The organism is Citrobacter sp. Cpo074, assembly GCF_030332745.1.
Classification (GTDB): Bacteria; Pseudomonadota; Gammaproteobacteria; order Enterobacterales; family Enterobacteriaceae; genus Citrobacter; species Citrobacter portucalensis.
The window spans coordinates 136,842-158,562 of the sequence record NZ_JAOWHG010000025.1 but is presented as its reverse complement, the minus strand read 5'-3'; the positions used below and the strand labels follow the sequence as shown (position 1 = coordinate 158,562).

The following is a 21,721-nucleotide window of genomic DNA, read 5'->3' as shown; positions in this document are numbered from 1 at the left end:
GACGCACTTATGTGGAAGCGCTTACTTTTAGTCACAGCAGTTTCGGCAGCCATGTCGTCTATGGCAATGGCAGCCCCTTTAACCGTAGGATTTTCGCAGGTTGGCTCTGAATCCGGCTGGCGCGCCGCAGAAACCAACGTCGCGAAAAGCGAGGCCGAAAAGCGGGGAATTACGCTGAAAATCGCTGATGGCCAGCAAAAGCAGGAAAACCAGATTAAAGCAGTCCGCTCATTTGTTGCGCAGGGCGTCGACGCCATCTTTATTGCGCCGGTCGTGGCAACGGGTTGGGAGCCGGTTTTAAAAGAAGCTAAAGATGCCGACATTCCGGTCTTTTTGCTCGATCGTTCCATCGATGTAAAAGACAAATCTCTCTATATGACCACCGTCACCGCCGACAACGTGCTGGAAGGTAAATTGATCGGCGACTGGCTGATTAAACAAGTGGACGGCAAGCCGTGTAATGTCGTTGAGCTGCAAGGGACCGTTGGGGCCAGCGTGGCGATCGATCGTAAAAAAGGCTTTGCTGAAGCTATCGCTAATGCGCCAAACATCAAAATTATTCGCTCTCAGTCCGGTGACTTCACCCGCAGTAAAGGGAAAGAAGTGATGGAGAGCTTTATCAAAGCGGAAAACAACGGCAAGAACATCTGTATGGTTTACGCCCACAACGATGACATGGTGATCGGTGCGATTCAGGCGATCAAAGAAGCGGGCCTGAAACCTGGCAAAGATATTCTCACCGGTTCTATCGATGGCGTACCGGATATCTACAAAGCGATGATTGACGGCGAAGCCAACGCCAGCGTCGAGCTGACGCCAAATATGGCTGGCCCGGCATTCGACGCACTGGAGAAATTCAAAAAAGACGGCACGATGCCTGAGAAGCTGACCATTACCAAGTCGATCCTCTATCTGCCGGATACGGCAAAAGAAGAGTTAGAGAAGAAGAAAAACATGGGCTACTAAGCCTTCATGAAAATGCCGGGGGCGCTGCGCTTGCCCGGCCTACATTATGCTCTTTTGTAGGCCGGATAAGCGTAGCGCCATCCGGCGTGATGCAGGGGGAACCATGACCACCGACCAACATCAGGAAATCCTCCGCACCGAAGGATTAAGCAAATTCTTTCCCGGCGTCAAAGCGTTGGATAACGTGGATTTCAGCTTGCGTCGTGGCGAGATTATGGCGCTGCTGGGAGAAAACGGAGCCGGCAAATCGACGCTCATCAAAGCGCTGACCGGCGTTTACCATGCCGATCGCGGCACTATCTGGCTCGAAGGCCAACCGATCACCCCCAAAAACACCGCCCATGCCCAACAACTGGGGATTGGCACCGTGTACCAGGAAGTGAACCTGCTGCCCAATATGTCGGTTGCCGATAACTTATTTATTGGTCGTGAACCGCGGCGCTTTGGCCTGCTTCAGCGCAAGCAGATGGAAAAACGCGCGACGGAGCTGATGGCGTCATACGGTTTTTCCCTCGACGTGCGCGAGCCGCTGAACCGCTTTTCCGTGGCGATGCAACAAATCGTCGCCATCTGTCGGGCGATCGATCTCTCCGCGAAAGTGCTGATCCTTGATGAGCCGACCGCCAGCCTTGATACCCAGGAAGTTGAAATGCTGTTTGGCCTGATGCGGCATCTGCGCGATCGGGGCGTCAGCCTGATCTTCGTCACCCACTTTCTTGATCAGGTTTATCAGGTCAGCGATCGCATTACCGTTCTGCGTAACGGCGGCTTCGTTGGCTGCCGTGAAACCCGAGAACTGCCTCAGATCGAACTGGTCAAAATGATGCTGGGCCGTGAACTGGATACCCATGCGCTACAGCGTGCGGGCCGCACGTTGCTGAGTGATAAACCGGTGGCGGCATTCAGCGGCTTTGGCAAAAAAGGCACCATCGCGCCATTTGATCTACAGGTGCGTCCCGGTGAGATCGTCGGTCTCGCCGGACTACTGGGATCCGGGCGAACGGAAACGGCGGAGGTGATCTTCGGTATTAAACCCGCCGACAGCGGAAGTGCGCTGATCAAAGGCAAACCGCAGACCTTGCGATCGCCACATCAGGCTTCGTGTCTGGGGATCGGCTTCTGTCCGGAGGATCGCAAAACGGATGGCATTATTGCCGCCGCTTCGGTGCGGGAAAACATCATTCTGGCATTGCAGGCGCAGCGCGGCTGGCTGCGGCCTATTCCCCGGAAAGAACAAAACGAGATTGCCGAGCGGTTTATCCGCCAGCTTGGTATTCGTACTCCGAACGCTGAGCAGCCGATCGAATTTCTCTCCGGCGGCAATCAGCAAAAAGTATTGCTCTCGCGTTGGTTACTGACCAAACCGCAGTTCCTGATCCTCGATGAACCCACGCGTGGGATCGACGTTGGCGCGCATGCGGAGATCATCCGCCTGATCGAAACGCTGTGCGCGGATGGTCTGGCGCTGCTGGTCATTTCATCCGAACTGGAAGAGTTAGTGGGCTATGCCGATCGGGTCATTATTATGCGCGATCGCAAACAGGTGGCCGAGATCCCCCTGGCTGAACTGTCCGTACCGGCGATCATGAATGCCATTGCGGCCTAAGGAGACTATGGTGATGCCTCAATCTCTCCCTCAATCCAATCCGTCTAAACGGCGGTTCCGTTGGCCAAAGGGGATGCCACAGCTGGTGGCGTTACTGCTGGTGCTGCTGGTGGATAGCCTGGTCGCCCCGCACTTCTACCAGGTGATTTTGCAGGATGGTCGGCTGTTCGGTAGCCCGATTGATATTCTCAACCGTGCCGCGCCCGTGGCGCTGTTGGCGATTGGTATGACGCTGGTGATTGCAACCGGTGGCATCGACCTTTCCGTGGGGGCCGTCATGGCTATTGCTGGCGCCACTACCGCGGCGATGACGGTGGCCGGGCACAGTCTGCCGGTAGTGCTGCTTGCCGCCTTGGGCTCCGGCATTCTGGCTGGGCTGTGGAATGGGATTCTGGTGGCCATCCTCAAGATCCAACCGTTTGTCGCCACGCTAATCCTGATGGTGGCCGGGCGCGGGGTGGCGCAGCTTATCACTTCCGGGCAGATCGTCACCTTTAACTCGCCCGAACTGTCATGGTTTGGCAGCGGCTCGCTCTTACTATTCCCCACGCCGGTAATTATTGCACTGCTCACGCTGGTGGTGTTCTGGCTGCTGACGCGGAAAACGGCGCTGGGTATGTTTATCGAAGCGGTGGGTATCAACATTCGTGCGGCAAAAAACGCCGGGGTGAACACCCGCATTATCGTGATGCTCACCTATGTGCTGAGCGGCCTGTGCGCGGCTATCGCTGGTATTATCGTCACGGCGGATATCCGCGGGGCAGATGCCAATAACGCCGGTTTATGGCTGGAGCTGGATGCCATCCTGGCGGTGGTTATCGGCGGCGGGTCGCTGATGGGCGGGCGCTTTAACCTGCTGCTGTCGGTGGTAGGCGCCTTGATTATTCAGGGCATGAATACCGGGATTTTGCTGTCGGGCTTCCAGCCGGAACTGAATCAGGTGGTCAAAGCCGTGGTGGTGTTGTGTGTGCTGGTCGTGCAGTCACAACGCTTTATCAGCCTGATAAAAGGAGTGCGTGGTCATGATAAAACGTAATTTACCGCTGATGATCACCCTCGGCGTGTTTGTGCTGGGTTATCTCTACTGTCTGACGCAGTTTCCCGCTTTTGCTTCCACCCGGGTCATTTGCAATATCCTGACCGATAACGCCTTTCTGGGCATTATTGCCGTGGGCATGACCTTCGTGATCCTCTCTGGCGGGATCGACCTTTCCGTTGGCTCGGTGATCGCCTTTACCGGCGTATTTCTGGCGAAGGCCATTGGCTATTGGGGCATTTCTCCGCTGCTGGCGTTCCCTTTGGTTTTGCTGATGGGCTGCGCGTTTGGTGCGTTTATGGGGTTACTGATTGATGCGCTGAAGATCCCGGCATTTATTATCACCCTGGCGGGAATGTTCTTCCTGCGCGGCGTCAGCTATCTGGTCTCTGAAGAATCTATACCGATTAATCATCCGGTTTATGACACGCTCTCAAGCCTGGCATGGAAAATTCCCGGCGGTGGTCGCCTGAGCGCGATGGGATTGCTGATGCTGGCGGTTGTCGTCATCGGCATATTCCTGGCGCACCGTACGCGCTTTGGTAATCAGGTTTACGCGATTGGCGGCAACGCCACCTCTGCCAACCTGATGGGCATCTCAACCCGCAGCACCACCATCCGCATTTATATGCTGTCTACCGGGCTTGCGACGCTTGCCGGCATTGTCTTTTCCATTTACACCCAGGCGGGCTATGCGCTGGCGGGCGTTGGCGTCGAACTGGATGCGATAGCCTCAGTTGTGATTGGCGGAACGCTGCTCAGCGGTGGGGTCGGTACAGTGTTAGGGACGTTGTTTGGCGTCGCTATTCAGGGGCTGATCCAGACCTACATTAATTTTGACGGCACATTAAGTTCCTGGTGGACGAAGATCGCGATTGGCATTTTATTGTTTATTTTTATAGCGTTACAACGCGGTCTGACGGTGCTTTGGGAAAATCGTCAAAGCTCGCCGGTTACCCGAGTGGGTACGGCGGCAACACCAAAGTAACATCCTGATTTTGCACAAAACATTTAAATACCTAAACTTTTTCCGGTTGTAGTCGATAGGTTCTGTACAGGTCTGTTTTAACCCTACAACCGGAAATATAACGATGCCAAAATCCCTTTCAATTCGATCAAGTTTGTTGGTGTTATTGTCTCTGCTGACGTTCCTTCTGCTACTGACCGGTGGCATGGGGCTATATGCGTCTACCCGTGTCATTACCTCGTTGATTTATCACGGTATTATGAGCGCTGCAATGTTGGCTGCTATCGCATTGCTGGCGGTCATTTGGTTTATGCTGCGAAATAAGTTTCTCAAACCGTTGGATAACATGGTTGAGCAACTGGAACGTCTGGCAACGGGGGATTTGTCGCCGGTTACCGCGTTGTCGGCCAGCGCCGAATTCAACCGCCTGAACGCGGCAATGGATGACATGCGCTATGCGCTGGGCGACTCGGTACAGCGCGTACGCGATGCCAGCTCGCAAATTGATATTGGCAGTCGTGAACTGACGGCCGGTAACCAGCACCTGGCGCAACGCACTGAATCGACAGCCACTTCGCTGGAGCAGACCGCCGCCAGCATGGAAGAACTCACGGCGACGGTGAAACAGAATGCGCAGAACGCGGAACAGGCGCACCAACTGGCAAAATCGGTGTCGGATACCGCCGATCGCGGTAGCGAAATGGTATGCTATGTGATCGAGAAAATGCGCGATATTTCCGGAAGTTCCAGCCGAATCGCCGACATCCTCAGCGTGATTGATGGCATTGCTTTCCAGACCAATATTCTGGCGCTCAATGCTTCCGTTGAAGCGGCGCGGGCTGGTGAGCAGGGGCGGGGCTTTGCGGTTGTGGCTGGTGAAGTGCGTAATCTGGCCAGCCGCAGCGCCGAGGCGGCCAAAGAGATCCGTACGCTAATCAGCGATTCGCACACCCATGTGGGGGAAGGCAGTGAACTGGCGCAGCAGGCGGGCGAAACCATGGATGAAATCGCGACCGAGGTTATGCGTATGACCAAACTGATGCGTGAAATTGCCAGTGCGTCCCAGGAACAGAGTCGCGGCATAGAGCAGGTGAATATCGCGGTGATTCAGATGGATGAAACGGCGCAGCAAAACGCGGCGCTGGTACAGCAGTCTTCAGCGGCTACCCGCTCGCTGGAAGAGCAGTCTTCAGCGCTAATCGAAGCAATGGCCGTATTTAAGCTACAGAAAGCGTAAGCAGACGATGGATTTTGTAGGCCGGATGGCAACGCTACGCGTTTATCCGGCCTACGTCCGTGCGATGAATAATAATTACGCGTCCGGGAACTCGCGGATAAAGCGTTCTACATCTTCAACCATATGGTCGTTACCCACGAAGAAGGAACGGCGCTGGTGCAGACTTTCTGGGGTGATATCCAGAATGCGTTCTTTACCATCGCTGGCTTTGCCGCCCGCCTGCTCGGCCAGGAAGGCCATCGGGTTGCATTCATACAGCAGACGCAGTTTCCCTTGCGGGTGGCTGGCGGTGCTTGGGTACAGGTAGATCCCGCCTTTCAGCAGATTGCGATGGAAATCCGCAACCAGAGAGCCAATGTAGCGCGAGGTATACGGGCGCTGGGTTGGCTTATCTTCTTCCTGGCAGAATTTAATGTACTTCTTCACGCCGTTCGGGAATTTGATGTAGTTACCTTCGTTAATGGAGTACGTGCTGCCTTTCGCCGGGAAGCGCATACGTTCCTGGCTGAGGCAGAATACGCCCAGAGAAGGATCGTAAGTGAAGGCATGTACGCCACAGCCGGTGGTATACACCAGCATGGTGGAAGAACCATAAACAACGTAACCTGCAGCAACTTGCTTGTTGCCCGGTTGCAGGAAATCCTCTTCCGTGACCGGTGTGCCGACTGGGGTTACGCGGCGGTAAATAGAGAAAATCGTACCGACAGAGACGTTAACATCGATGTTGGATGAGCCATCCAGCGGATCCATTAGCACAACGTATTTAGCGTGTTCACAGCCTTCAAAGACGACGATTTCATCTTCTTCTTCTGAGGCAATGCCCGCCACAATGTCGCGCGCCTTCAGTGCAGCTTTCAGTTTTTCGTTCGCGAACAGATCGAGTTTTTGCTGAACCTCTCCCTGCACGTTCTCAGCACCGCTGGCACCCAGGATATCGACCAGACCGGCCTTATTGATATCGCGGTGGATGATCTTGGCGCCCAGCTTTATTGCCGACAACAAAGCAGTGAGCTCACCGGTAGCATGAGAAAACTCGTGCTGCTTTTCGACAATAAATTCACCTAACGTTTTCATAACACTTTCCCTGCAATTTATGTGGAGTAAAGCGACCGCAACAATATTAACAAATATTTCCTTTGTTGCGCTTAGGTGAATCGCGCCAGCAAACTGCGGAATATCCTGAAATGCGTTTCTCACTTGCCGGACATGTGCGTAAAATGGCCCCCAGATTAAAAAAGGATAGTGACGTATGCGCATTCATATTTTGGGAATTTGTGGCACTTTCATGGGCGGTCTGGCGATGCTGGCGCGCTCGCTCGGTCATGAAGTAACCGGTTCGGACGCCAATGTGTATCCGCCGATGAGTACCTTACTTGAGAAGCAAGGCATTGATCTGATTCAGGGTTACGATGCCAGCCAGCTCGACCCACAGCCGGACCTGGTGATCATTGGCAATGCCATGACCCGTGGTAATCCGTGCGTGGAAGCGGTGCTGGAAAAGAACATTCCGTACATGTCAGGCCCGCAGTGGCTGCATGACTTTGTCTTGCGCGATCGCTGGGTACTGGCGGTTGCGGGTACGCACGGCAAAACCACTACCGCCGGAATGGCGACCTGGATCCTCGAAGCCTGCGGCTATAAACCTGGCTTTGTGATCGGCGGCGTTCCGGGCAACTTTGAGGTTTCCGCGCGCCTCGGCGAGAGCGACTTCTTCGTGATTGAAGCGGATGAGTACGACTGCGCGTTCTTCGACAAGCGTTCTAAATTCGTGCATTACTGCCCGCGCACGCTGATCCTCAATAACCTTGAGTTCGATCACGCGGACATCTTTGACGATCTGAAAGCTATTCAGAAACAGTTCCACCACCTGGTGCGTATCGTGCCGGGCCAAGGACGCATCATCTACCCGGAAAATGACATCAATCTGAAACAGACGATGGCGATGGGCTGCTGGAGCGAACAAGAGCTGGTGGGCGAACAAGGTCACTGGCAGGCGAAAAAGCTGACCACCGATGCCTCCGAGTGGGAAGTGTGGCTGGACGGTGAAAAAGTCGGCGAAGTGAAGTGGGGCCTGGTGGGCGAGCACAACATGCACAACGGCCTGATGGCGATTGCAGCCGCGCGTCATGTTGGCGTCGTGCCTGCGGATGCGGCCAATGCATTGGGCTCGTTCATCAACGCCCGTCGCCGTCTTGAGCTGCGCGGTGAAGCCAATGGCGTGACGGTGTATGACGATTTTGCCCATCACCCGACGGCCATTCTGGCAACGCTTGCGGCACTGCGCGGTAAAGTGGGCGGCACGGCGCGCATCATCGCGGTGCTGGAACCTCGCTCGAACACCATGAAAATGGGCCTGTGCAAAGATGACCTGGCGCCGTCGTTAGGGCGTGCAGACGAAGTGTTCCTGCTGCAACCCCCGCACATTCCGTGGCAGGTAGCAGAAGTCGCTGAAGCCTGCGTTCAGCCGGCACACTGGAGCGGCGATGTGGATGCACTGGCAGATATGGTGGTGAAAACCGCACAGCCTGGCGATCACATTCTGGTGATGAGCAACGGCGGGTTTGGCGGTATTCATCAAAAACTGCTGGATGGTCTGGCGAAGAAAGCTCAGGCAGAAGAAGAGTAAAAAAATGCCCGGTGGCGCTACGCTTACCGGGCCTACAACGGATCGTAGGCCGGATAAGGTATTTGCACCGCCATCCGGCACTTTCGGCGGACGAAGAGGTTAGGCCTCGTTTTCCGCCAGTTCACGCAGATACTGGAAGATCTGGCGGGAAGATTTTGGCGGCTTGTTGCCCGCTTTTTCTTTCCTGGCGTTACGCACCAGCGAACGCAGTTGCTGACGGTCGGCGTCAGGCCACAGGTTCATCACTTCTTCGATAGCTTCATCGCTACCGTCAACCATACGGTCACGCAGTTGCTCCAGCTTATGGAAGACAACGACCTGTTGGTTGTGACGGTTTTTCAGCTTGTCCAACGCCTGACGGATAGGATCAACATCGCGCTGGCGCAACATTTTGCCAATCAGCTGCAGCTGACGACGGCGACCTTCCATCTTAATACGCTGGGCCAGCTCAATCGCGGCACGTAAATCCGCATCGAGCGGGATTTTATCCAGCGCGTTTTTCCCCAGTTTTACCAGTTCCACACCCAGGTGTTTTAACTCCTCGGCGTCACGTTTTATTTCACTTTTACTGACCCAGATAATTTCATCGTCTTCGTCTTCGATGTCATCACCGGGAACGTCGTCGAGCCAGTCTTCGGGCTGCTTAGTCATGTCAGGCTCCTTAAAAAAAGAGGCTAATGTTACCAGTTAAGATGCGCACTGAAAAACGGTTCTCTGTTAGACTTCAGAGAAACTCTCTCTACATTATGGCATTTGCGATGAAAGTAATCTCACAAGTTGAAGCGCAGCGTAAGATTCTGGAAGAAGCAGTCTCGACGGCACTGGAATTAGCATCAGGTAAGTCGGATGGCGCGGAAGTCGCTGTGAGCAAGACCACGGGTATTAGCGTCAGCACCCGTTATGGTGAAGTGGAGAACGTCGAATTCAATAGCGATGGTGCACTGGGGATTACGGTTTACCACCAAAACCGTAAAGGCAGCGCATCGTCCACCGATTTAAGCCCGCAGGCGATTGCACGCACCGTGCAGGCCGCGCTGGACATTGCACGTTACACTTCGCCGGACCCGTGCGCGGGCGTGGCAGATAAAGAACTGCTGGCCTTTGATGCGCCCGATCTGGACCTGTTCCACCCGGCGGAAGTTTCCCCTGACGAAGCTATCGAACTGGCTGCCCGCGCTGAACAGGCGGCACTACAGGCCGACAAACGCATCACCAATACCGAAGGTGGCAGCTTTAACAGCCACTATGGCATCAAAGTGTTTGGCAACAGCCACGGTATGCTGCAGGGCTACTGCTCCACGCGCCATTCTCTTTCCAGCTGCGTAATTGCAGAAGAAAATGGTGATATGGAGCGCGATTACGCCTACACCATTGGCCGGGCGATGGGCGATCTGCAAACGCCGGAGTGGGTGGGGGCAGATTGTGCTCGCCGTACCTTATCTCGCCTGTCTCCGCGTAAGCTGTCCACCATGAAAGCGCCGGTGATTTTCGCCAATGAAGTGGCGACCGGACTGTTCGGACACCTGGTTGGCGCCATTGCAGGCGGCTCGGTGTACCGCAAATCCACCTTCCTGCTCGACTCGCTGGGCAAGCAAATTCTGCCGGAATGGCTGACCATTGAAGAACATCCGCACCTGCTGAAAGGGCTGGCGTCTTCACCGTTCGACAGCGAAGGCGTACGGACCGAACGCCGCGACATTATTAAAGACGGTGTGCTGACTCAGTGGCTGCTGACCAACTATTCCGCACGTAAGCTGGGGCTTAAGAGCACCGGTCATGCAGGCGGGATCCACAACTGGCGAATTCCGGGACAGGGTCTAAGCTTCGAGCAGTTGCTCAAAGAGATGGGCACAGGTCTTGTGGTTACCGAGCTGATGGGACAGGGCGTAAGCGGCATTACCGGCGATTACTCGCGCGGCGCGGCGGGCTTCTGGGTCGAAAACGGCGAAATTCAGTACCCGGTGAGTGAAATTACCATCGCCGGTAACTTAAAAGAGATGTGGCGTAATATCGTCACCGTCGGCAACGATATTGAAACGCGCAGTAATATTCAGTGTGGTTCGGTCCTGTTGCCGGAGATGAAGATCGCCGGGCAATAATATCCGTCATACTTCAAGCTGTGGCGTGAATTATTGAGGGTATCTGGCGTTTGTTTATTTTTGAATAATAAAAAAGGAAGTGAGCAATGCGTAAACACCTGTTAGCGATCGTCGCAGCTTCAACGCTGGTTCTTGGTTCTTCTGCGTTTGCAGCCGATCTTGAAGACGATATGGGGATCCTCAACGACAACCTGAAAATCGTCGAAAAAACGGACAATGCGACTGAACTGAAAGATGCATTAACCAAAATGCGTGCAGCCGCGCTGGACGCGCAAAAGGGAACGCCGCCGAAGCTGGAAAACAAATCCCCGGACAGCCCGGAGATGAAGGACTTCCGTCACGGTTTTGACACGCTGATCGGTCAGATCGACGGTGCGTTGAAGCTGGCGAACGAAGGTAAAGTTAAAGAGGCGAAAGCCGTTGCGGAAGAGCTGAAAACCACGCGCAACGAAAACCACAAGAAGTTCCGCTAATCTGCGCTATCCGGCCTGCATACCCGTAGGTCGGATACAACACCCCGCTACTGCACGCCCCATAAGTAAACGCTATCCCCATCACATTTTTTCATTTTTATCGTCCATTCATTGTTCGCACTTCCTTCCATTTTTCTGCTCGCTCTTGCGATCTCAATCACATTCTTCCAGTGATAAATCGTGGTTCCAGCTCTTTTTGCGGCACAGATCACTATCGCTGCACACCTTTCCACTTCGAAGTGGAAAACAACTCGCTACAAACTCATAACCTCCGTCGCTAATTTACCCTCAGAGACATTAACGGGGTAAGACGAGTGAATAACGGAGCTGTAATGAATGACATGGGGGAATCGGTGGAACTGGCCGACCGCATGCTGGCGCAGGTGTATGCCTTGCTGCGTGAACGCAACATTATTCCCAACGCCGTACAGGAACAGATGCTGACGTCGCATGTTCGCGCCATGGCGCACCGCTCGGTAACGGGTGAACCCTTACCAGAAGTCGATGCCAGCTTGTTTGATGAAATATCTGCCGAATCAATGGCGCTTGCCCGCGACGTGGTCGCCGAGTTTGGCAATCTTCCTGAGGAAGAGGCCTGGCTGCTGTCGGTGCACTTCGAAGTCGCGAAAGACAACCTTTAAGGAGCAAAAGATGGAACAGATTACCGTAGTGATTGGCGATCGTCTGGGTAAAGGCCAGAAAGTGGCGGCAGGCGTAGAGAAAGCGGGTGGCCGTGCCGTTGTGGTGCCGGGCGTTGCAGCAGATATGAAGCTGGGTGACGTGATGAAAGCGGAAAACGCCACCTTTGGTATCTCGTTTTGCGGCAGCGGTGGTGCGGGAGCGATTACCGCGCAGACCAAATACGGCTACAAGGCGAAATACGGCATGCGCTCGGTCGATGAAGGGGTAACCGCCATCAACGAAGGGTGCAACGTACTGGGATTCGGCTTTATGGACAAAGAAGAGCTCGGCGAGCGCCTGGTGCAGGCGTGGCAAAAGAAACACGGCGCTTAAGCATGAAAGAGCAATTCACCACCACGGTGAGAGTCACGGGTAAGGGCGAGACCAAAGCTCGCGCCTTTGCCGATGCCCTGAACCACGTTCAGGCTGCGGTGATGAAAGCGTCGCCGCATATTTTACTGCGTATTGAGCCACAGGATGTGCAGGTTGTTCAAGCGCGTGAATCGGTGCGTAAAGAGGCGTTTTTATTCCTCTTTTTGCGCCGGGAAAGACGCACTTTCAGCGTGGAGCTGGACGTGACCGTCAACGTGACTGCCATCAATCTCGACAAGGTGGATTTCGTTACGCAACGCTGATTTTCTATTAAAAGGCATAATTATGTTCCTGATAATATTAATAAAATCGCTCATCATCGGCGCGTTGGTTGGCGTTGGTGTCGGCGCTGGGGCTGCACGCATGTTTCATGCGCCTACCACTCAAGGGATGGGCGCGTTTCGTACTCTGGGAGAACTGAATTCCTGCGAAGGGGATCCGGCTTCTCACTTCTCGTTCGGCCTGGGTTTCTTCTTTAACGCCTGGGCTTCCTCTGTTGCGGCGGGGGCGTTCACGCAGGACGTCGACCATCGCATCATCCCCAACTGGGGCGCCGCCGCGCTGATGATTAAAAATCGCAACGTCGGTGAAACGCTGCACGACCCCAAACGCATGGCAATTGCCTGCGGCGTTATCGGGATGATCGTGGTGACCTTCCTGAACCTCACCGCATCATCCGTACCGGAAGCGTTGCAGGTTACCGCCGTCAAGGTGCTGGTGCCCGCGGCTAACCTGCTGGTTAACACCGTGATGCCAGTAATCTTCTGGCTGGCGGCGATTGACGCCGGTAAGAAATCTGGCTTCTGGGCCACCGTTTTTGGCGGCGCGGCGCAGCTGATCATGGGTAACGCCGTTCCGGGTCTGGTTCTCGGCATTCTGATCGGCAAAGGTGTTGAAGAGAGCGGCTGGAACCACGTCACTAAAGTGATGATGGTGGCTATCGTCGCGCTGTTTGTCCTGAGCGGCTTCTTCCGTGGCTTCGACATGAAGATGATCGAATCCTTCCATCTGACCGTGCCTAACTGGCTCGAACTTATCCACAACTCGCTCAGCGGCAAATAACGGAGGTCATCATGGAACAGAATAAAGGTTTTTGGTTCGCTGACTGGTCGTTCCCGATCTTCGTGGGCCTGCTCTCCTCTGGCGTGTTTGCCGGAACACACATGTACTACCTGTACGGTATTGGCGCATTTAACGAAGTGGCTTTTGTGGCGATGCTGAAGGCGGGAATGGATACCGGCTCCTACGGAGCGGTGGCGGCATTTGGCGCAAGCTTCCTGTTTGCCCGCATCATTGAAGGTTCGCTGGTGGGGATTTTGGATATCGGCGGGGCGATTCAAACCGGGGTTGGGTTAGGTGTTCCGGCGCTGCTGCTGGGCGCGGGCATTATCTTCCCGGTCGCCAACTTCGCCGCCTCGCTGGTCACCGGTCTGGTGATTGGTCTGGCGATTGGCTACATCATCATTCTGGCGCGTAAGTTCACCATCAACCAGAGCGACTCGACCTACGGTGCGGACGTCATGATGGGGGCCGGTAACGCCTCCGGACGCTTCCTCGGACCGTTGATTATCCTCAGCGCGATGACGGCTTCTATTCCTATCGGAATCGGTTCTCTGGCGGGTGCGCTGCTGTTTTACCTGTGGCAAAAACCGATTACCGGCGGGGCGATCCTCGGCGCAATGATCCTCGGGTCTATTTTCCCGATTGCCATTAGTTGATGGTGTGTCGTTGTAGGCCGGATAAGGCGCAGCCGCCATCCGACAATGACGCCTGATGGCGCTGCGCTTATCAGGCCTACACGACCGCCCCCATTTCAACAGGAGAGAGACATGTTTGATTTACTCCTGCGCCGTGCGCGCCTCGTTGACGATACGGTGAGCGATATTGCGCTCAAAGACGGCAAGATCGCGGCGTTGGGTGACGTTGATGGTCCGGCGCTGAAAACCATCGAGCTGGGCGGTGAGTGCTACGTCAGCGCAGGCTGGATTGACTCCCACGTTCATTGCTACCCGAAATCCCCGATTTATCACGACCAGCCGGATAGCGTTGGTATTGCGACCGGCGTCACTACCGTAGTGGATGCGGGCAGTACCGGGGCGGATGACATCGACGATTTTTACACCCTGACCCGGGAAGCTGCCACCGAAGTGTACGCGTTGCTGAATATCTCCCGCGTTGGGCTTATTGCCCAGAACGAGCTGGCCAACATGGTCAATATTGACGCTGATGCGGTGCGAGAGGCGGTGAAACGCCACCCTGATTTTATCGTCGGTCTGAAGGCACGTATGAGCAGCAGCGTAGTCGGTGAAAATGGCATCACGCCGCTGGATCGCGCCAAAGCGATGCAAGCGCAGAACGGTGACCTGCCGCTGATGGTGCACATCGGCAACAACCCGCCGGACCTGGATGAGATCGCCGAGCGCCTGAGCGCGGGTGACATCATTACCCACTGTTACAACGGTAAGCCGAATCGCATTCTGACGCCGCAAGGCGAGCTGCGGGCGTCAGTGACGCGGGCGATTTCACGCGGCGTGCGTCTGGACGTTGGGCATGGCACCGCCAGCCTGAGCTTTGCGGTGGCAAAACGCGCTATCGAACTGGGTATTTTGCCGCACACCATCAGCTCCGATATTTACTGTCGTAACCGTATCAGCGGCCCGGTGCATACCCTGGCGAATGTGATGTCGAAATTCCTCGCCATTGGGATGTCGCTTCCGCAGGTCATTGAATGCGTTACCGCCAATGCCGCCGATGGTCTGCGCCTGAAACAGAAGGGGCGGCTGCAGATCGGTCTGGATGCCGATTTAACCCTCTTTACGCTTAAGCGCCAGCCAACCGTGCTGGTAGATGCAGAAAACGACAGCCTGCAGGCTGAACAACTGCTGGTGCCGCTTGCCGCAATACGTGCGGGCAAGGGCTATATGACCGAACAAGGGAGCGCGGAACATGCCTTCGATTTTTGAGAAATACGATTTAAAACAGGTGATTAATACCTCCGGCCGCATGACGGCGCTCGGCGTTTCCACGCCGCGACCAGAAGTGGTTGAAGCCGCGATGGCGGGGATGAACCAATATTTCGAGATGAAAGACCTGGTCAATAAAACCGGCGACTACATCGCGAAATTACTGGAAGTGGAGGGGGCAACGGTTGTCTCTTGCGCATCGGCCGGGATCGCCCTGTCGGTGGCTGGCGTATTGGTTAAAGACAGCGACTGGCTGCTGGAGAACCTGCACGTCACGCCCATCGAGAACAACGAAATCGTGCTGCCCAGAGGTCACAACGTCAACTTTGGCGCACCGGTGGGCACCATGGTAGCGCTTGGCGGTGGCAAGTTAGTGGAAGCCGGTTATGCCAACGAATGTTCCGCGGCACAGCTGGCGGCGGCCATTACACCGCGTACGGCGGCCATTCTGTATATCAAATCTCACCACTGCGTCCAGAAAAGTATGCTCAGCGTGGAGCAGGCAGCGGTGGTGGCGCGTACGCATAATCTGCCGCTGATAGTGGACGCGGCGGCGGAAGAGGATTTGCAGTGCTACTACCGGGTTGGTGCAGATCTGGTGATTTATAGCGGCGCCAAGGCGATAGAAGGACCAACCAGCGGTCTGGTGATTGGTAAAACCCAATATGTTGAGTGGGTGAAGCGCCAGACGGCGGGGATTGGCCGGGCGATGAAGGTGGGCAAAGAGGGGATTCTTGGCCTGACCTGCGCCATCGAACTGTATCTGAACGCGCAGAAAGAGAGCGGCGCGGAGATGGTCGAGAAAATGACGCCGTTCATTAATGCGTTGAACCAGCTTAACGGCGTGAGCGCCCGCGTGGTGTGGGATAGTGCAGGGCGCGACATCGCACGCACGGAAATTAAGTTTGATGAAGCGGTAACCGGGAACGCCACGGGGGAACTGGTCGACGCGCTGAAACAGGGGGAGTACGCGATTTACTTCCGTGGTTACAAAGCCAATGAAGGCATTATCGAAGCCGATGTGCGCAGCGTCGATCGCGCGCAGCTGGAGATTGTGGCCCGTCGAATTGGTGAAGTGATTTCGCAGGAGAAAAACGCATGAAACTGACCCCTAACTTTTATCGCGACCGCGTCTGCCTGAACGTGCTGGCAGGCTCCAAAGAAAATGCCCGGGATATTTATGCGGCGGCGGAAGGACACGTGCTGGTTGGCGTGTTGTCAAAAAATTACCCGGATGTCGCAAGCGCGGTAGCGGATATGCGTGAATACGCGGCCCTTATCGACAATGCGCTCTCCGTGGGGCTGGGGGCGGGCGATCCTAACCAGTCGGCGATGGTCAGTGAAATCTCTCGTCAGGTGCAGCCACAGCATGTCAATCAGGTCTTTACCGGCGTGGCCACCAGTCGCGCGCTGCTGGGCCAGCAGGAGACAGTGGTCAATGGTCTGGTCTCGCCAACCGGCACGCCGGGCAGGGTGAAAATCTCCACTGGTCCGCTAAGCAGCCAGTCGCCGGACGGTATTGTGCCGGTAGAAACCGCGATTGCGCTGCTCAAAGACATGGGCGGTAGCTCAATTAAATACTTCCCGATGGGCGGCCTGAAATGCCGTGACGAGTACATTGCGGTCGCGCAGGCCTGCGCCCGTCATGACTTCTGGCTGGAGCCAACCGGCGGTATCGATCTGGATAATTTCACTGAAATCCTGCAAATTGCCCTCGATGCCGGAGTGAGTAAAATCATTCCTCACATCTATAGTTCGATTATTGATAAGGTGAGTGGTAACACTCGCCCGGACGACGTACGCCATCTGATGGCGATGACCCGGGCCTGCGTAGGCTAACTGACTGATGAGGAAACTGACGTGCGATTCCCCAACCAACGTTTAGCACAGCTGTTTGACATGTTGCAAAACGAAGCGCTTCCACAGGACGAGCTGGCGCAGCGGTTGTCGGTTTCCACACGCACCGTACGGGCGGATATCACCGCGCTAAACGCGCTGCTCAACCAGTACGGCGCACAGTTTGTCCTCAGCCGGGGTAATGGTTATCAGCTCAAAATTGACGACCCGGCAAGCTTTCACACCCTGCAAACGCAGCAGCCCAATACGTTGCTGCGCATCCCACGCACCAGCCAGGAACGGATACACTGGCTGGTGGTGCGTTTTCTGACGTCGGCTTTCTCGCTGAAGCTGGAAGATTTGGCTGATGAATGGTTTATCAGCCGCGCGACGCTGCAAAACGATATGGCTGAGGTGCGCGAGCATCTGCAACGTTATCATCTGACGCTGGAAACGCGTCCCCGTCACGGCATGAAGCTGTTCGGCAGCGAAATGGCGATCCGCGCCTGTTTGACCGATCTGCTGTGGACGCTGGCGCAGCAGGATCCGCAGCATCCGTTAGTGACGCAAGAAGCGCTGAATGCGGGGCTTCCTGAACAGTTGCAACCCGTTTTGCAGGACATTTTTGCCCGTTTCCATATTCGTCTGACCGATGAGGGCGAGCTGTTTTTACGCTTGTACTGCGCGGTGGCGGTACGGCGGATTAGCGAAGGATATCCACTCCCGGATTTTGCCGCAGAAGAGGCCGATCAATCGGTGTGCCTGGCCACGCGGGAAATCGCGGCGGTACTGCACCGCCTGGCAGACAAACCGCTTTCCGTTTCCGAAGAAAACTGGCTACAGGTGCATATTGCTGCCCGCCAGGTTCAGGAGATCGCGCCCAGTGCTATCAATGCGGATGATGACGAAGCGCTGGTCAATTACATCCTGCGTTTTATCAACACCCAGTACAACTACAACCTGTTGAATGATAAACAGTTGCATGCTGACCTGCTGACGCATATTAAGACGATGATCACCCGGGTGCGTTACCAGATAATGATCCCCAATCCGCTGTTGGAAAATATTAAACAGCATTACCCCATGGCGTGGGACATGACGCTGGCCGCCGTCTCGGGATGGGGAAAATATACGCCGTACACCATCAGTGAAAATGAGATTGGCTTCCTCGTGCTGCATATTGGCGTCGGGCTGGAGCGTAGTTACAACATTGGTTACCAGAGGCAGCCGAAGGTTCTGCTGGTATGCGATGCCGGAAATGCGATGGCGCGGATGATTGAAGCGGTACTGGCGCGTAAGTATCCGCAGATAGAGATCGTCGATACCGTAACGCTTCGCGACTACGAACAGCGGGAAAGCATCAGCGAAGATTTTGTCATCTCAACCGCGCGGATTGGTGAAAAAGATAAGCCGGTGGTGATGATTGCGCCATTCCCTACCGATTATCAGCTGGAGCAGATTGGCAAACTGGTGCTGGTCGACAGAACCCGTCCGTGGATGTTGAACAAATTCTTCGATGCCGCCCATTTTCGTGTGATTGACGAGTCAATGGATCAACAAACGTTGTTCAAAACCTTATGCCGTCAGTTGCAGGATGAAGGTTTTGTCGACGCGGAGTTTCTTGATTCGGTGGTTGAGCGTGAGGCCATCGTCAGCACCATGCTGGGTGACAGCATTGCCTTGCCGCACGCCCTTGGTCTGCTGGCAAAGAAAACGGTGGTCTACACCATCCTCGCCCCACAGGGTATCGCCTGGGGAGATGAAACGGCCCACGTGATCTTCTTGCTCGCTATCAGCAAGAGTGAATACGAAGAGGCGATGGCTATCTACGATATCTTCGTCACCTTCCTGCGCGAACGCGCGATGACGCGACTCTGCGCGTGCCGGAATTTCACCGAGTTCAAAGCGGTTGCGATGGAGTGTGTGAGCCGTTTTTGAGAGGCGGATAACAGAATGTTTACCGCCTGAAAGTTAACGCAAATGATGTACAACCTGGTTGCTGCTACCGCGCCAGATCAGCGCCGGGTCTTTAAGATCCTGCACAAATTTACCATCGACCAGCACGTTGATGAGATCCACCACCTGCATTTGTGCGGCGTTGAGTTCATCAAGCTTGTAGCCGGTCCACACCCAGATATCTTTCCCCGGACACTCAGCGTGAATACGCTGTACCAGTTGCAGGATATCCGGCACGTTTTGCGGATGCAGCGGATCGCCGCCGGACAGCGAAATACCCTGGCGAGGGATTCGCGTGTCGTTCAGATCGGCAATGATCTTGTCTTCCATCTCTTTGGTAAACGGCTGGCCGGAATTGAGTCGCCAGGTGCTTTTGTTATAGCAGCCAGGGCATTCATGCACGCATCCCGACACAAACAGGGTGCAGCGAGTGCCGGGGCCGTTGACGATATCGACAGGATAGTATTGATGGTATCGCATTTTCGCTTCTCAATTGACGCCATTACTGCGTTGTCTGCGCTCGCTCACCCGGGTCACTTACTTATGTAAGCTCCCCGGGATTCGCTTGCTTGCCGCCTTGTCCTGGCGCCAATTGCTTTGCGAAAAGCGTCTCATCGCCAGGCAATAATACTGTCGAAATTAACCTATCTGCCCATTACCTAAATGCTTAACGCGGCGCTTCACTTCTTCCTGCTTACCGGCGTTAAACGGACGAGCGTCCGGGCTGCCTAAATAACCGCATACGCGGCGGGTGACCGACACGCGCGCGGCGTCGTGGTTACCACATTTCGGGCAGGTAAAGCCTTTGCTGGTGCACTCGAACTCACCGGTAAAGCCGCACTCGTAGCATTCATCGATTGGCGTGTTGGTCCCGTAATACGGCACGTGCTGATAGCTGTAATCCCAGACGTCTTCCAGTGCTTTCAGGTTGTGCTGAATGTTCGGGTACTCGCCGTAGCAAATGAAACCTCCGTTCGCCAGCGGAGGGTACGGCGCTTCGAAATCGATCTTGTCGTACGGGTTAACCTTTTTCTCCACGTCGAGGTGGAAGCTGTTGGTGTAGTAACCTTTGTCGGTAACACCCGGCACCACGCCAAACTCGGCGGTATCCAGACGGCAGAAACGATCGCACAGGTTTTCACTTGGTGTACTGTACAGACTAAAGCCGTAGCCGGTTTCGTCTTTCCACTGATCGACCGCCTGACGCAGACGTTCCACAATGGCGATAGCTTTAGCGCGAAGCTGCTCGCTGTCGTACAAGTGTTTGTCGCCAAACAGCGCGTTGATGGTTTCGTGAATGCCGATGTAACCCAGAGAAATCGATGCGCGGCCGTTTTTAAAGATTTCAGACACGTCATCATCTGCTTTCAGGCGTACGCCGCAGGCCCCTTCCATATACAGGATTGGTGCAACGCGGGCCTTCACGCCTTCCAGACGCGCAATGCGGGTCATCAGCGCTTTACGCGCCAGGATCAGACGGTCGTCGAGCAGTTTCCAGAAGGTGGCTTCATCGCCATGAGCTTCCAGCGCGATACGCGGCAGGTTAAGGCTGATAACGCCGAGGTTGTTACGGCCATCGTGAACCTGTTCGCCGTTCTCGTTTTCCCATACGCCCAGGAAGCTGCGGCAGCCCATTGGCGTTTTGAACGAGCCGGTCACTTTAACCACCTGATCGTAGTTCAGGATGTCCGGATACATACGCTTGCTCGCGCACTCCAGCGCCAGCTGCTTGATGTCATAGTTCGGATCGCCAAACTTGTGGTTCAGACCGTCACGAATCGCAAACACCAGTTTCGGGAACACGGCGGTTTTACGATTTTTACCCAGGCCGGCAATGCGGTTACGCAGAATGGACTGCTGGATCAAACGCGATTCCCAGCTGGTTCCCAGGCCGAAACCGAAGGTGACGAACGGCGTCTGACCGTTGGCGGTATGCAGGGTATTCACTTCATACTCAAGGGACTGGAATGCGTCGTAGCACTCTTTCTCGGTACGGGAATGCGCATAACCGTCGGCATCTGGGATCTGCCACTCTTCAGCGGTTTTGCGATGCTTATTAAAGCTCTCGGTCACGAACGGTGCGAGAACTTCGTCAATACGGTTAATGGTGGTACCGCCATAAATATGGCTGGCAACCTGCGCGATAATTTGCGCGGTGACGGCCGTCGCGGTGGAGATGGATTTTGGCGGCTCAATCTCCGCGTTACCCATCTTAAAGCCCTGCGTCAGCATACCTTTCAGGTCGATCAGCATGCAGTTAAACATTGGGAAGAACGGAGAGTAGTCGAGATCGTGATAGTGAATATCACCACGCTCGTGCGCCTGGACGACATCACGCGGCAGCAGGTGTTGACGCGCATAGTGTTTGGCGACGATACCGGCCAGCAGGTCGCGCTGGGTCGGGATCACTTTGCTGTCTTTGTTGGCGTTTTCGTTCAGCAGAGCAGAGTTGGTTTGCTCAACCAGACCACGAATTTCCTGGTTCAGACGGCCACGTTTTTCACGCTGTATATCACGGTCGTGGCGATATTCGATGTACGCACGGGCGAGTTGTTTGTACGGACCAGACATCAGTTGGTTTTCAACCGCTGTCTGGATCTCGTTGATATCGACCTGGCTGCGCTCATTCATCTGGCTACTAACGACTTCTGCGACGGTGGCACAGTAATCTGCGTCATCGACTCCCGCTGCTTTAGCTGCACGCAGAATGGCTTCTTTGATGCGCTCTGATTTAAACGGCACTTTACAGCCATCTCGTTTCATCACATGCGGTGTCATGATCACTCCATATTTATAAGAACAGGTTATCCACAGAGGTTGGAGAAGCGGCCATGGCTTTATTCATCTATCTGGCCAATGACTTCCCGCAATCCTGACCCACTTTATCCACAATTCCACCGTTA

21 protein-coding genes are annotated in these 21,721 nt (G+C 54.9%); 17 read left to right on the top strand and 4 right to left on the bottom strand.

Annotated elements, in window-relative coordinates; genetic code table 11:
- Window positions 1-9: 9 nt before the first annotated feature.
- From ytfQ to OGX83_RS03215, 5 genes are all read left to right on the top strand, one after another.
- Entirely contained in the window at window positions 10-966 is a 957-nt protein-coding gene (gene ytfQ / locus OGX83_RS03235) for a galactofuranose ABC transporter substrate-binding protein YtfQ (RefSeq protein ID WP_008786033.1), read from the top strand.
- A gap of 103 nt (window positions 967-1,069) precedes the next feature.
- Window positions 1,070-2,572, top strand: a complete 1,503-nt coding sequence (gene ytfR / locus OGX83_RS03230; RefSeq protein WP_048215067.1) for a galactofuranose ABC transporter, ATP-binding protein YtfR — start codon at window positions 1,070-1,072, stop codon at window positions 2,570-2,572.
- Window positions 2,573-2,585: 13 nt separating this feature from the next.
- A complete protein-coding gene (gene ytfT / locus OGX83_RS03225; RefSeq protein WP_003830397.1) occupies window positions 2,586-3,608 on the top strand; it encodes a galactofuranose ABC transporter, ATP-binding protein YtfT in 1,023 nt (340 codons plus the stop codon).
- The gene (yjfF, locus tag OGX83_RS03220) at window positions 3,595-4,596 is read left to right on the top strand and encodes a galactofuranose ABC transporter, permease protein YjfF (RefSeq protein WP_008786036.1); all 1,002 of its coding nucleotides are present in this window, start codon (window positions 3,595-3,597) and stop codon (window positions 4,594-4,596) included. Before ytfT ends, yjfF begins: the two co-directional genes overlap by 14 nt.
- Before the next feature lie 103 nt (window positions 4,597-4,699).
- Window positions 4,700-5,812 (top strand): methyl-accepting chemotaxis protein, encoded by a 1,113-nt coding sequence (locus OGX83_RS03215; RefSeq protein ID WP_286587347.1) that lies wholly within the window; start codon window positions 4,700-4,702, stop codon window positions 5,810-5,812.
- A 75-nt stretch (window positions 5,813-5,887) separates the two neighbouring features.
- On the opposite strand, the gene fbp is transcribed toward OGX83_RS03215, so the two are convergent.
- Complete coding sequence (gene fbp, locus OGX83_RS03210) at window positions 5,888-6,886, bottom strand: class 1 fructose-bisphosphatase (protein WP_003830390.1); 999 nt, start codon at window positions 6,884-6,886, stop codon at window positions 5,888-5,890.
- Between the two features lie 175 nt (window positions 6,887-7,061).
- On the opposite strand from fbp, the gene mpl reads away from it, so the two are divergent.
- Window positions 7,062-8,438 (top strand): UDP-N-acetylmuramate:L-alanyl-gamma-D-glutamyl-meso-diaminopimelate ligase, encoded by a 1,377-nt coding sequence (gene mpl / locus OGX83_RS03205; RefSeq protein ID WP_003830388.1) that lies wholly within the window; start codon window positions 7,062-7,064, stop codon window positions 8,436-8,438.
- Between the two features lie 99 nt (window positions 8,439-8,537).
- Here mpl and yjgA read toward each other — a convergent pair whose 3' ends face one another.
- Complete coding sequence (yjgA, locus tag OGX83_RS03200) at window positions 8,538-9,089, bottom strand: ribosome biogenesis factor YjgA (RefSeq protein WP_008786039.1); 552 nt, start codon at window positions 9,087-9,089, stop codon at window positions 8,538-8,540.
- Window positions 9,090-9,184: 95 nt separating this feature from the next.
- On the opposite strand from yjgA, the gene pmbA reads away from it, so the two are divergent.
- From pmbA to OGX83_RS03145, 11 genes are all read left to right on the top strand, one after another.
- Complete coding sequence (gene pmbA / locus OGX83_RS03195; protein ID WP_003830385.1) at window positions 9,185-10,537, top strand: metalloprotease PmbA; 1,353 nt, start codon at window positions 9,185-9,187, stop codon at window positions 10,535-10,537.
- Window positions 10,538-10,623: 86 nt separating this feature from the next.
- A complete protein-coding gene (gene cybC, locus OGX83_RS03190) occupies window positions 10,624-11,010 on the top strand; it encodes a cytochrome b562 (protein ID WP_003025756.1) in 387 nt (128 codons plus the stop codon).
- Window positions 11,011-11,342: 332 nt separating this feature from the next.
- Complete coding sequence (locus OGX83_RS03185; protein ID WP_003025758.1) at window positions 11,343-11,651, top strand: glycine dehydrogenase; 309 nt, start codon at window positions 11,343-11,345, stop codon at window positions 11,649-11,651.
- Window positions 11,652-11,661: 10 nt separating this feature from the next.
- Window positions 11,662-12,024 carry an SFCGS family glycine-rich protein gene (locus OGX83_RS03180; RefSeq protein WP_003830384.1) on the top strand — a complete coding sequence of 121 codons (363 nt, stop codon included), beginning with the start codon at window positions 11,662-11,664 and terminating at the stop codon, window positions 12,022-12,024.
- Between the two features lie 2 nt (window positions 12,025-12,026).
- Window positions 12,027-12,326, top strand: a complete 300-nt coding sequence (locus OGX83_RS03175) for a DUF4312 family protein (RefSeq protein WP_003025762.1) — start codon at window positions 12,027-12,029, stop codon at window positions 12,324-12,326.
- 22 nt (window positions 12,327-12,348) lie between these two features.
- A complete protein-coding gene (locus tag OGX83_RS03170; protein ID WP_003025764.1) occupies window positions 12,349-13,125 on the top strand; it encodes a DUF4311 domain-containing protein in 777 nt (258 codons plus the stop codon).
- Window positions 13,126-13,136: 11 nt separating this feature from the next.
- A complete protein-coding gene (locus tag OGX83_RS03165) occupies window positions 13,137-13,781 on the top strand; it encodes a DUF4310 family protein (RefSeq protein ID WP_003830379.1) in 645 nt (214 codons plus the stop codon).
- A gap of 111 nt (window positions 13,782-13,892) precedes the next feature.
- The gene (locus OGX83_RS03160) at window positions 13,893-15,026 is read left to right on the top strand and encodes an amidohydrolase/deacetylase family metallohydrolase (protein WP_286587345.1); all 1,134 of its coding nucleotides are present in this window, start codon (window positions 13,893-13,895) and stop codon (window positions 15,024-15,026) included.
- Complete coding sequence (locus OGX83_RS03155) at window positions 15,010-16,128, top strand: DgaE family pyridoxal phosphate-dependent ammonia lyase (protein WP_286587343.1); 1,119 nt, start codon at window positions 15,010-15,012, stop codon at window positions 16,126-16,128. The genes OGX83_RS03160 and OGX83_RS03155 overlap by 17 nt, the downstream gene beginning before the upstream one ends.
- Complete coding sequence (gene dagF, locus OGX83_RS03150) at window positions 16,125-16,865, top strand: 2-dehydro-3-deoxy-phosphogluconate aldolase (RefSeq protein ID WP_048236265.1); 741 nt, start codon at window positions 16,125-16,127, stop codon at window positions 16,863-16,865. The genes OGX83_RS03155 and dagF overlap by 4 nt, the downstream gene beginning before the upstream one ends.
- A gap of 21 nt (window positions 16,866-16,886) precedes the next feature.
- On the top strand, window positions 16,887-18,800 hold the full coding sequence (locus OGX83_RS03145) for a BglG family transcription antiterminator (RefSeq protein WP_020996256.1): 1,914 nt from the start codon (window positions 16,887-16,889) through the stop codon (window positions 18,798-18,800).
- Window positions 18,801-18,833: 33 nt separating this feature from the next.
- Here OGX83_RS03145 and nrdG read toward each other — a convergent pair whose 3' ends face one another.
- A complete protein-coding gene (gene nrdG, locus OGX83_RS03140) occupies window positions 18,834-19,298 on the bottom strand; it encodes an anaerobic ribonucleoside-triphosphate reductase-activating protein (RefSeq protein ID WP_048227187.1) in 465 nt (154 codons plus the stop codon).
- 159 nt (window positions 19,299-19,457) lie between these two features.
- A complete protein-coding gene (gene nrdD / locus OGX83_RS03135) occupies window positions 19,458-21,596 on the bottom strand; it encodes an anaerobic ribonucleoside-triphosphate reductase (protein ID WP_003830363.1) in 2,139 nt (712 codons plus the stop codon).
- Between the last annotated feature and the right edge of the window lie 125 nt (window positions 21,597-21,721).

Excerpts from the sequence above, each read along its gene's own strand:
- OGX83_RS03215 (WP_286587347.1), top strand. The coding sequence starts at position 4,700 with ATGCCAAAATCCCTTTCAATTCGATCAAGTTTGTTGGTGTTATTGTCT.
- OGX83_RS03155 (WP_286587343.1), top strand. The coding sequence starts at position 15,010 with ATGCCTTCGATTTTTGAGAAATACGATTTAAAACAGGTGATTAATACC.
- mpl (WP_003830388.1), top strand. The coding sequence starts at position 7,062 with ATGCGCATTCATATTTTGGGAATTTGTGGCACTTTCATGGGCGGTCTG.
- OGX83_RS03175 (WP_003025762.1), top strand. The coding sequence starts at position 12,027 with ATGAAAGAGCAATTCACCACCACGGTGAGAGTCACGGGTAAGGGCGAG.
- ytfR (WP_048215067.1), top strand. The coding sequence starts at position 1,070 with ATGACCACCGACCAACATCAGGAAATCCTCCGCACCGAAGGATTAAGC.
- pmbA (WP_003830385.1), top strand. The coding sequence starts at position 9,185 with ATGGCATTTGCGATGAAAGTAATCTCACAAGTTGAAGCGCAGCGTAAG.
- OGX83_RS03160 (WP_286587345.1), top strand. The coding sequence starts at position 13,893 with ATGTTTGATTTACTCCTGCGCCGTGCGCGCCTCGTTGACGATACGGTG.
- OGX83_RS03170 (WP_003025764.1), top strand. The coding sequence starts at position 12,349 with ATGTTCCTGATAATATTAATAAAATCGCTCATCATCGGCGCGTTGGTT.
- cybC (WP_003025756.1), top strand. The coding sequence starts at position 10,624 with ATGCGTAAACACCTGTTAGCGATCGTCGCAGCTTCAACGCTGGTTCTT.
- OGX83_RS03180 (WP_003830384.1), top strand. The coding sequence starts at position 11,662 with ATGGAACAGATTACCGTAGTGATTGGCGATCGTCTGGGTAAAGGCCAG.
- yjfF (WP_008786036.1), top strand. The coding sequence starts at position 3,595 with ATGATAAAACGTAATTTACCGCTGATGATCACCCTCGGCGTGTTTGTG.
- dagF (WP_048236265.1), top strand. The coding sequence starts at position 16,125 with ATGAAACTGACCCCTAACTTTTATCGCGACCGCGTCTGCCTGAACGTG.
- nrdG (WP_048227187.1), bottom strand. The coding sequence starts at position 19,298 with ATGCGATACCATCAATACTATCCTGTCGATATCGTCAACGGCCCCGGC.
- nrdD (WP_003830363.1), bottom strand. The coding sequence starts at position 21,596 with ATGACACCGCATGTGATGAAACGAGATGGCTGTAAAGTGCCGTTTAAA.
- ytfQ (WP_008786033.1), top strand. The coding sequence starts at position 10 with ATGTGGAAGCGCTTACTTTTAGTCACAGCAGTTTCGGCAGCCATGTCG.
- yjgA (WP_008786039.1), bottom strand. The coding sequence starts at position 9,089 with ATGACTAAGCAGCCCGAAGACTGGCTCGACGACGTTCCCGGTGATGAC.
- ytfT (WP_003830397.1), top strand. The coding sequence starts at position 2,586 with ATGCCTCAATCTCTCCCTCAATCCAATCCGTCTAAACGGCGGTTCCGT.
- fbp (WP_003830390.1), bottom strand. The coding sequence starts at position 6,886 with ATGAAAACGTTAGGTGAATTTATTGTCGAAAAGCAGCACGAGTTTTCT.
- OGX83_RS03165 (WP_003830379.1), top strand. The coding sequence starts at position 13,137 with ATGGAACAGAATAAAGGTTTTTGGTTCGCTGACTGGTCGTTCCCGATC.
- OGX83_RS03185 (WP_003025758.1), top strand. The coding sequence starts at position 11,343 with ATGAATGACATGGGGGAATCGGTGGAACTGGCCGACCGCATGCTGGCG.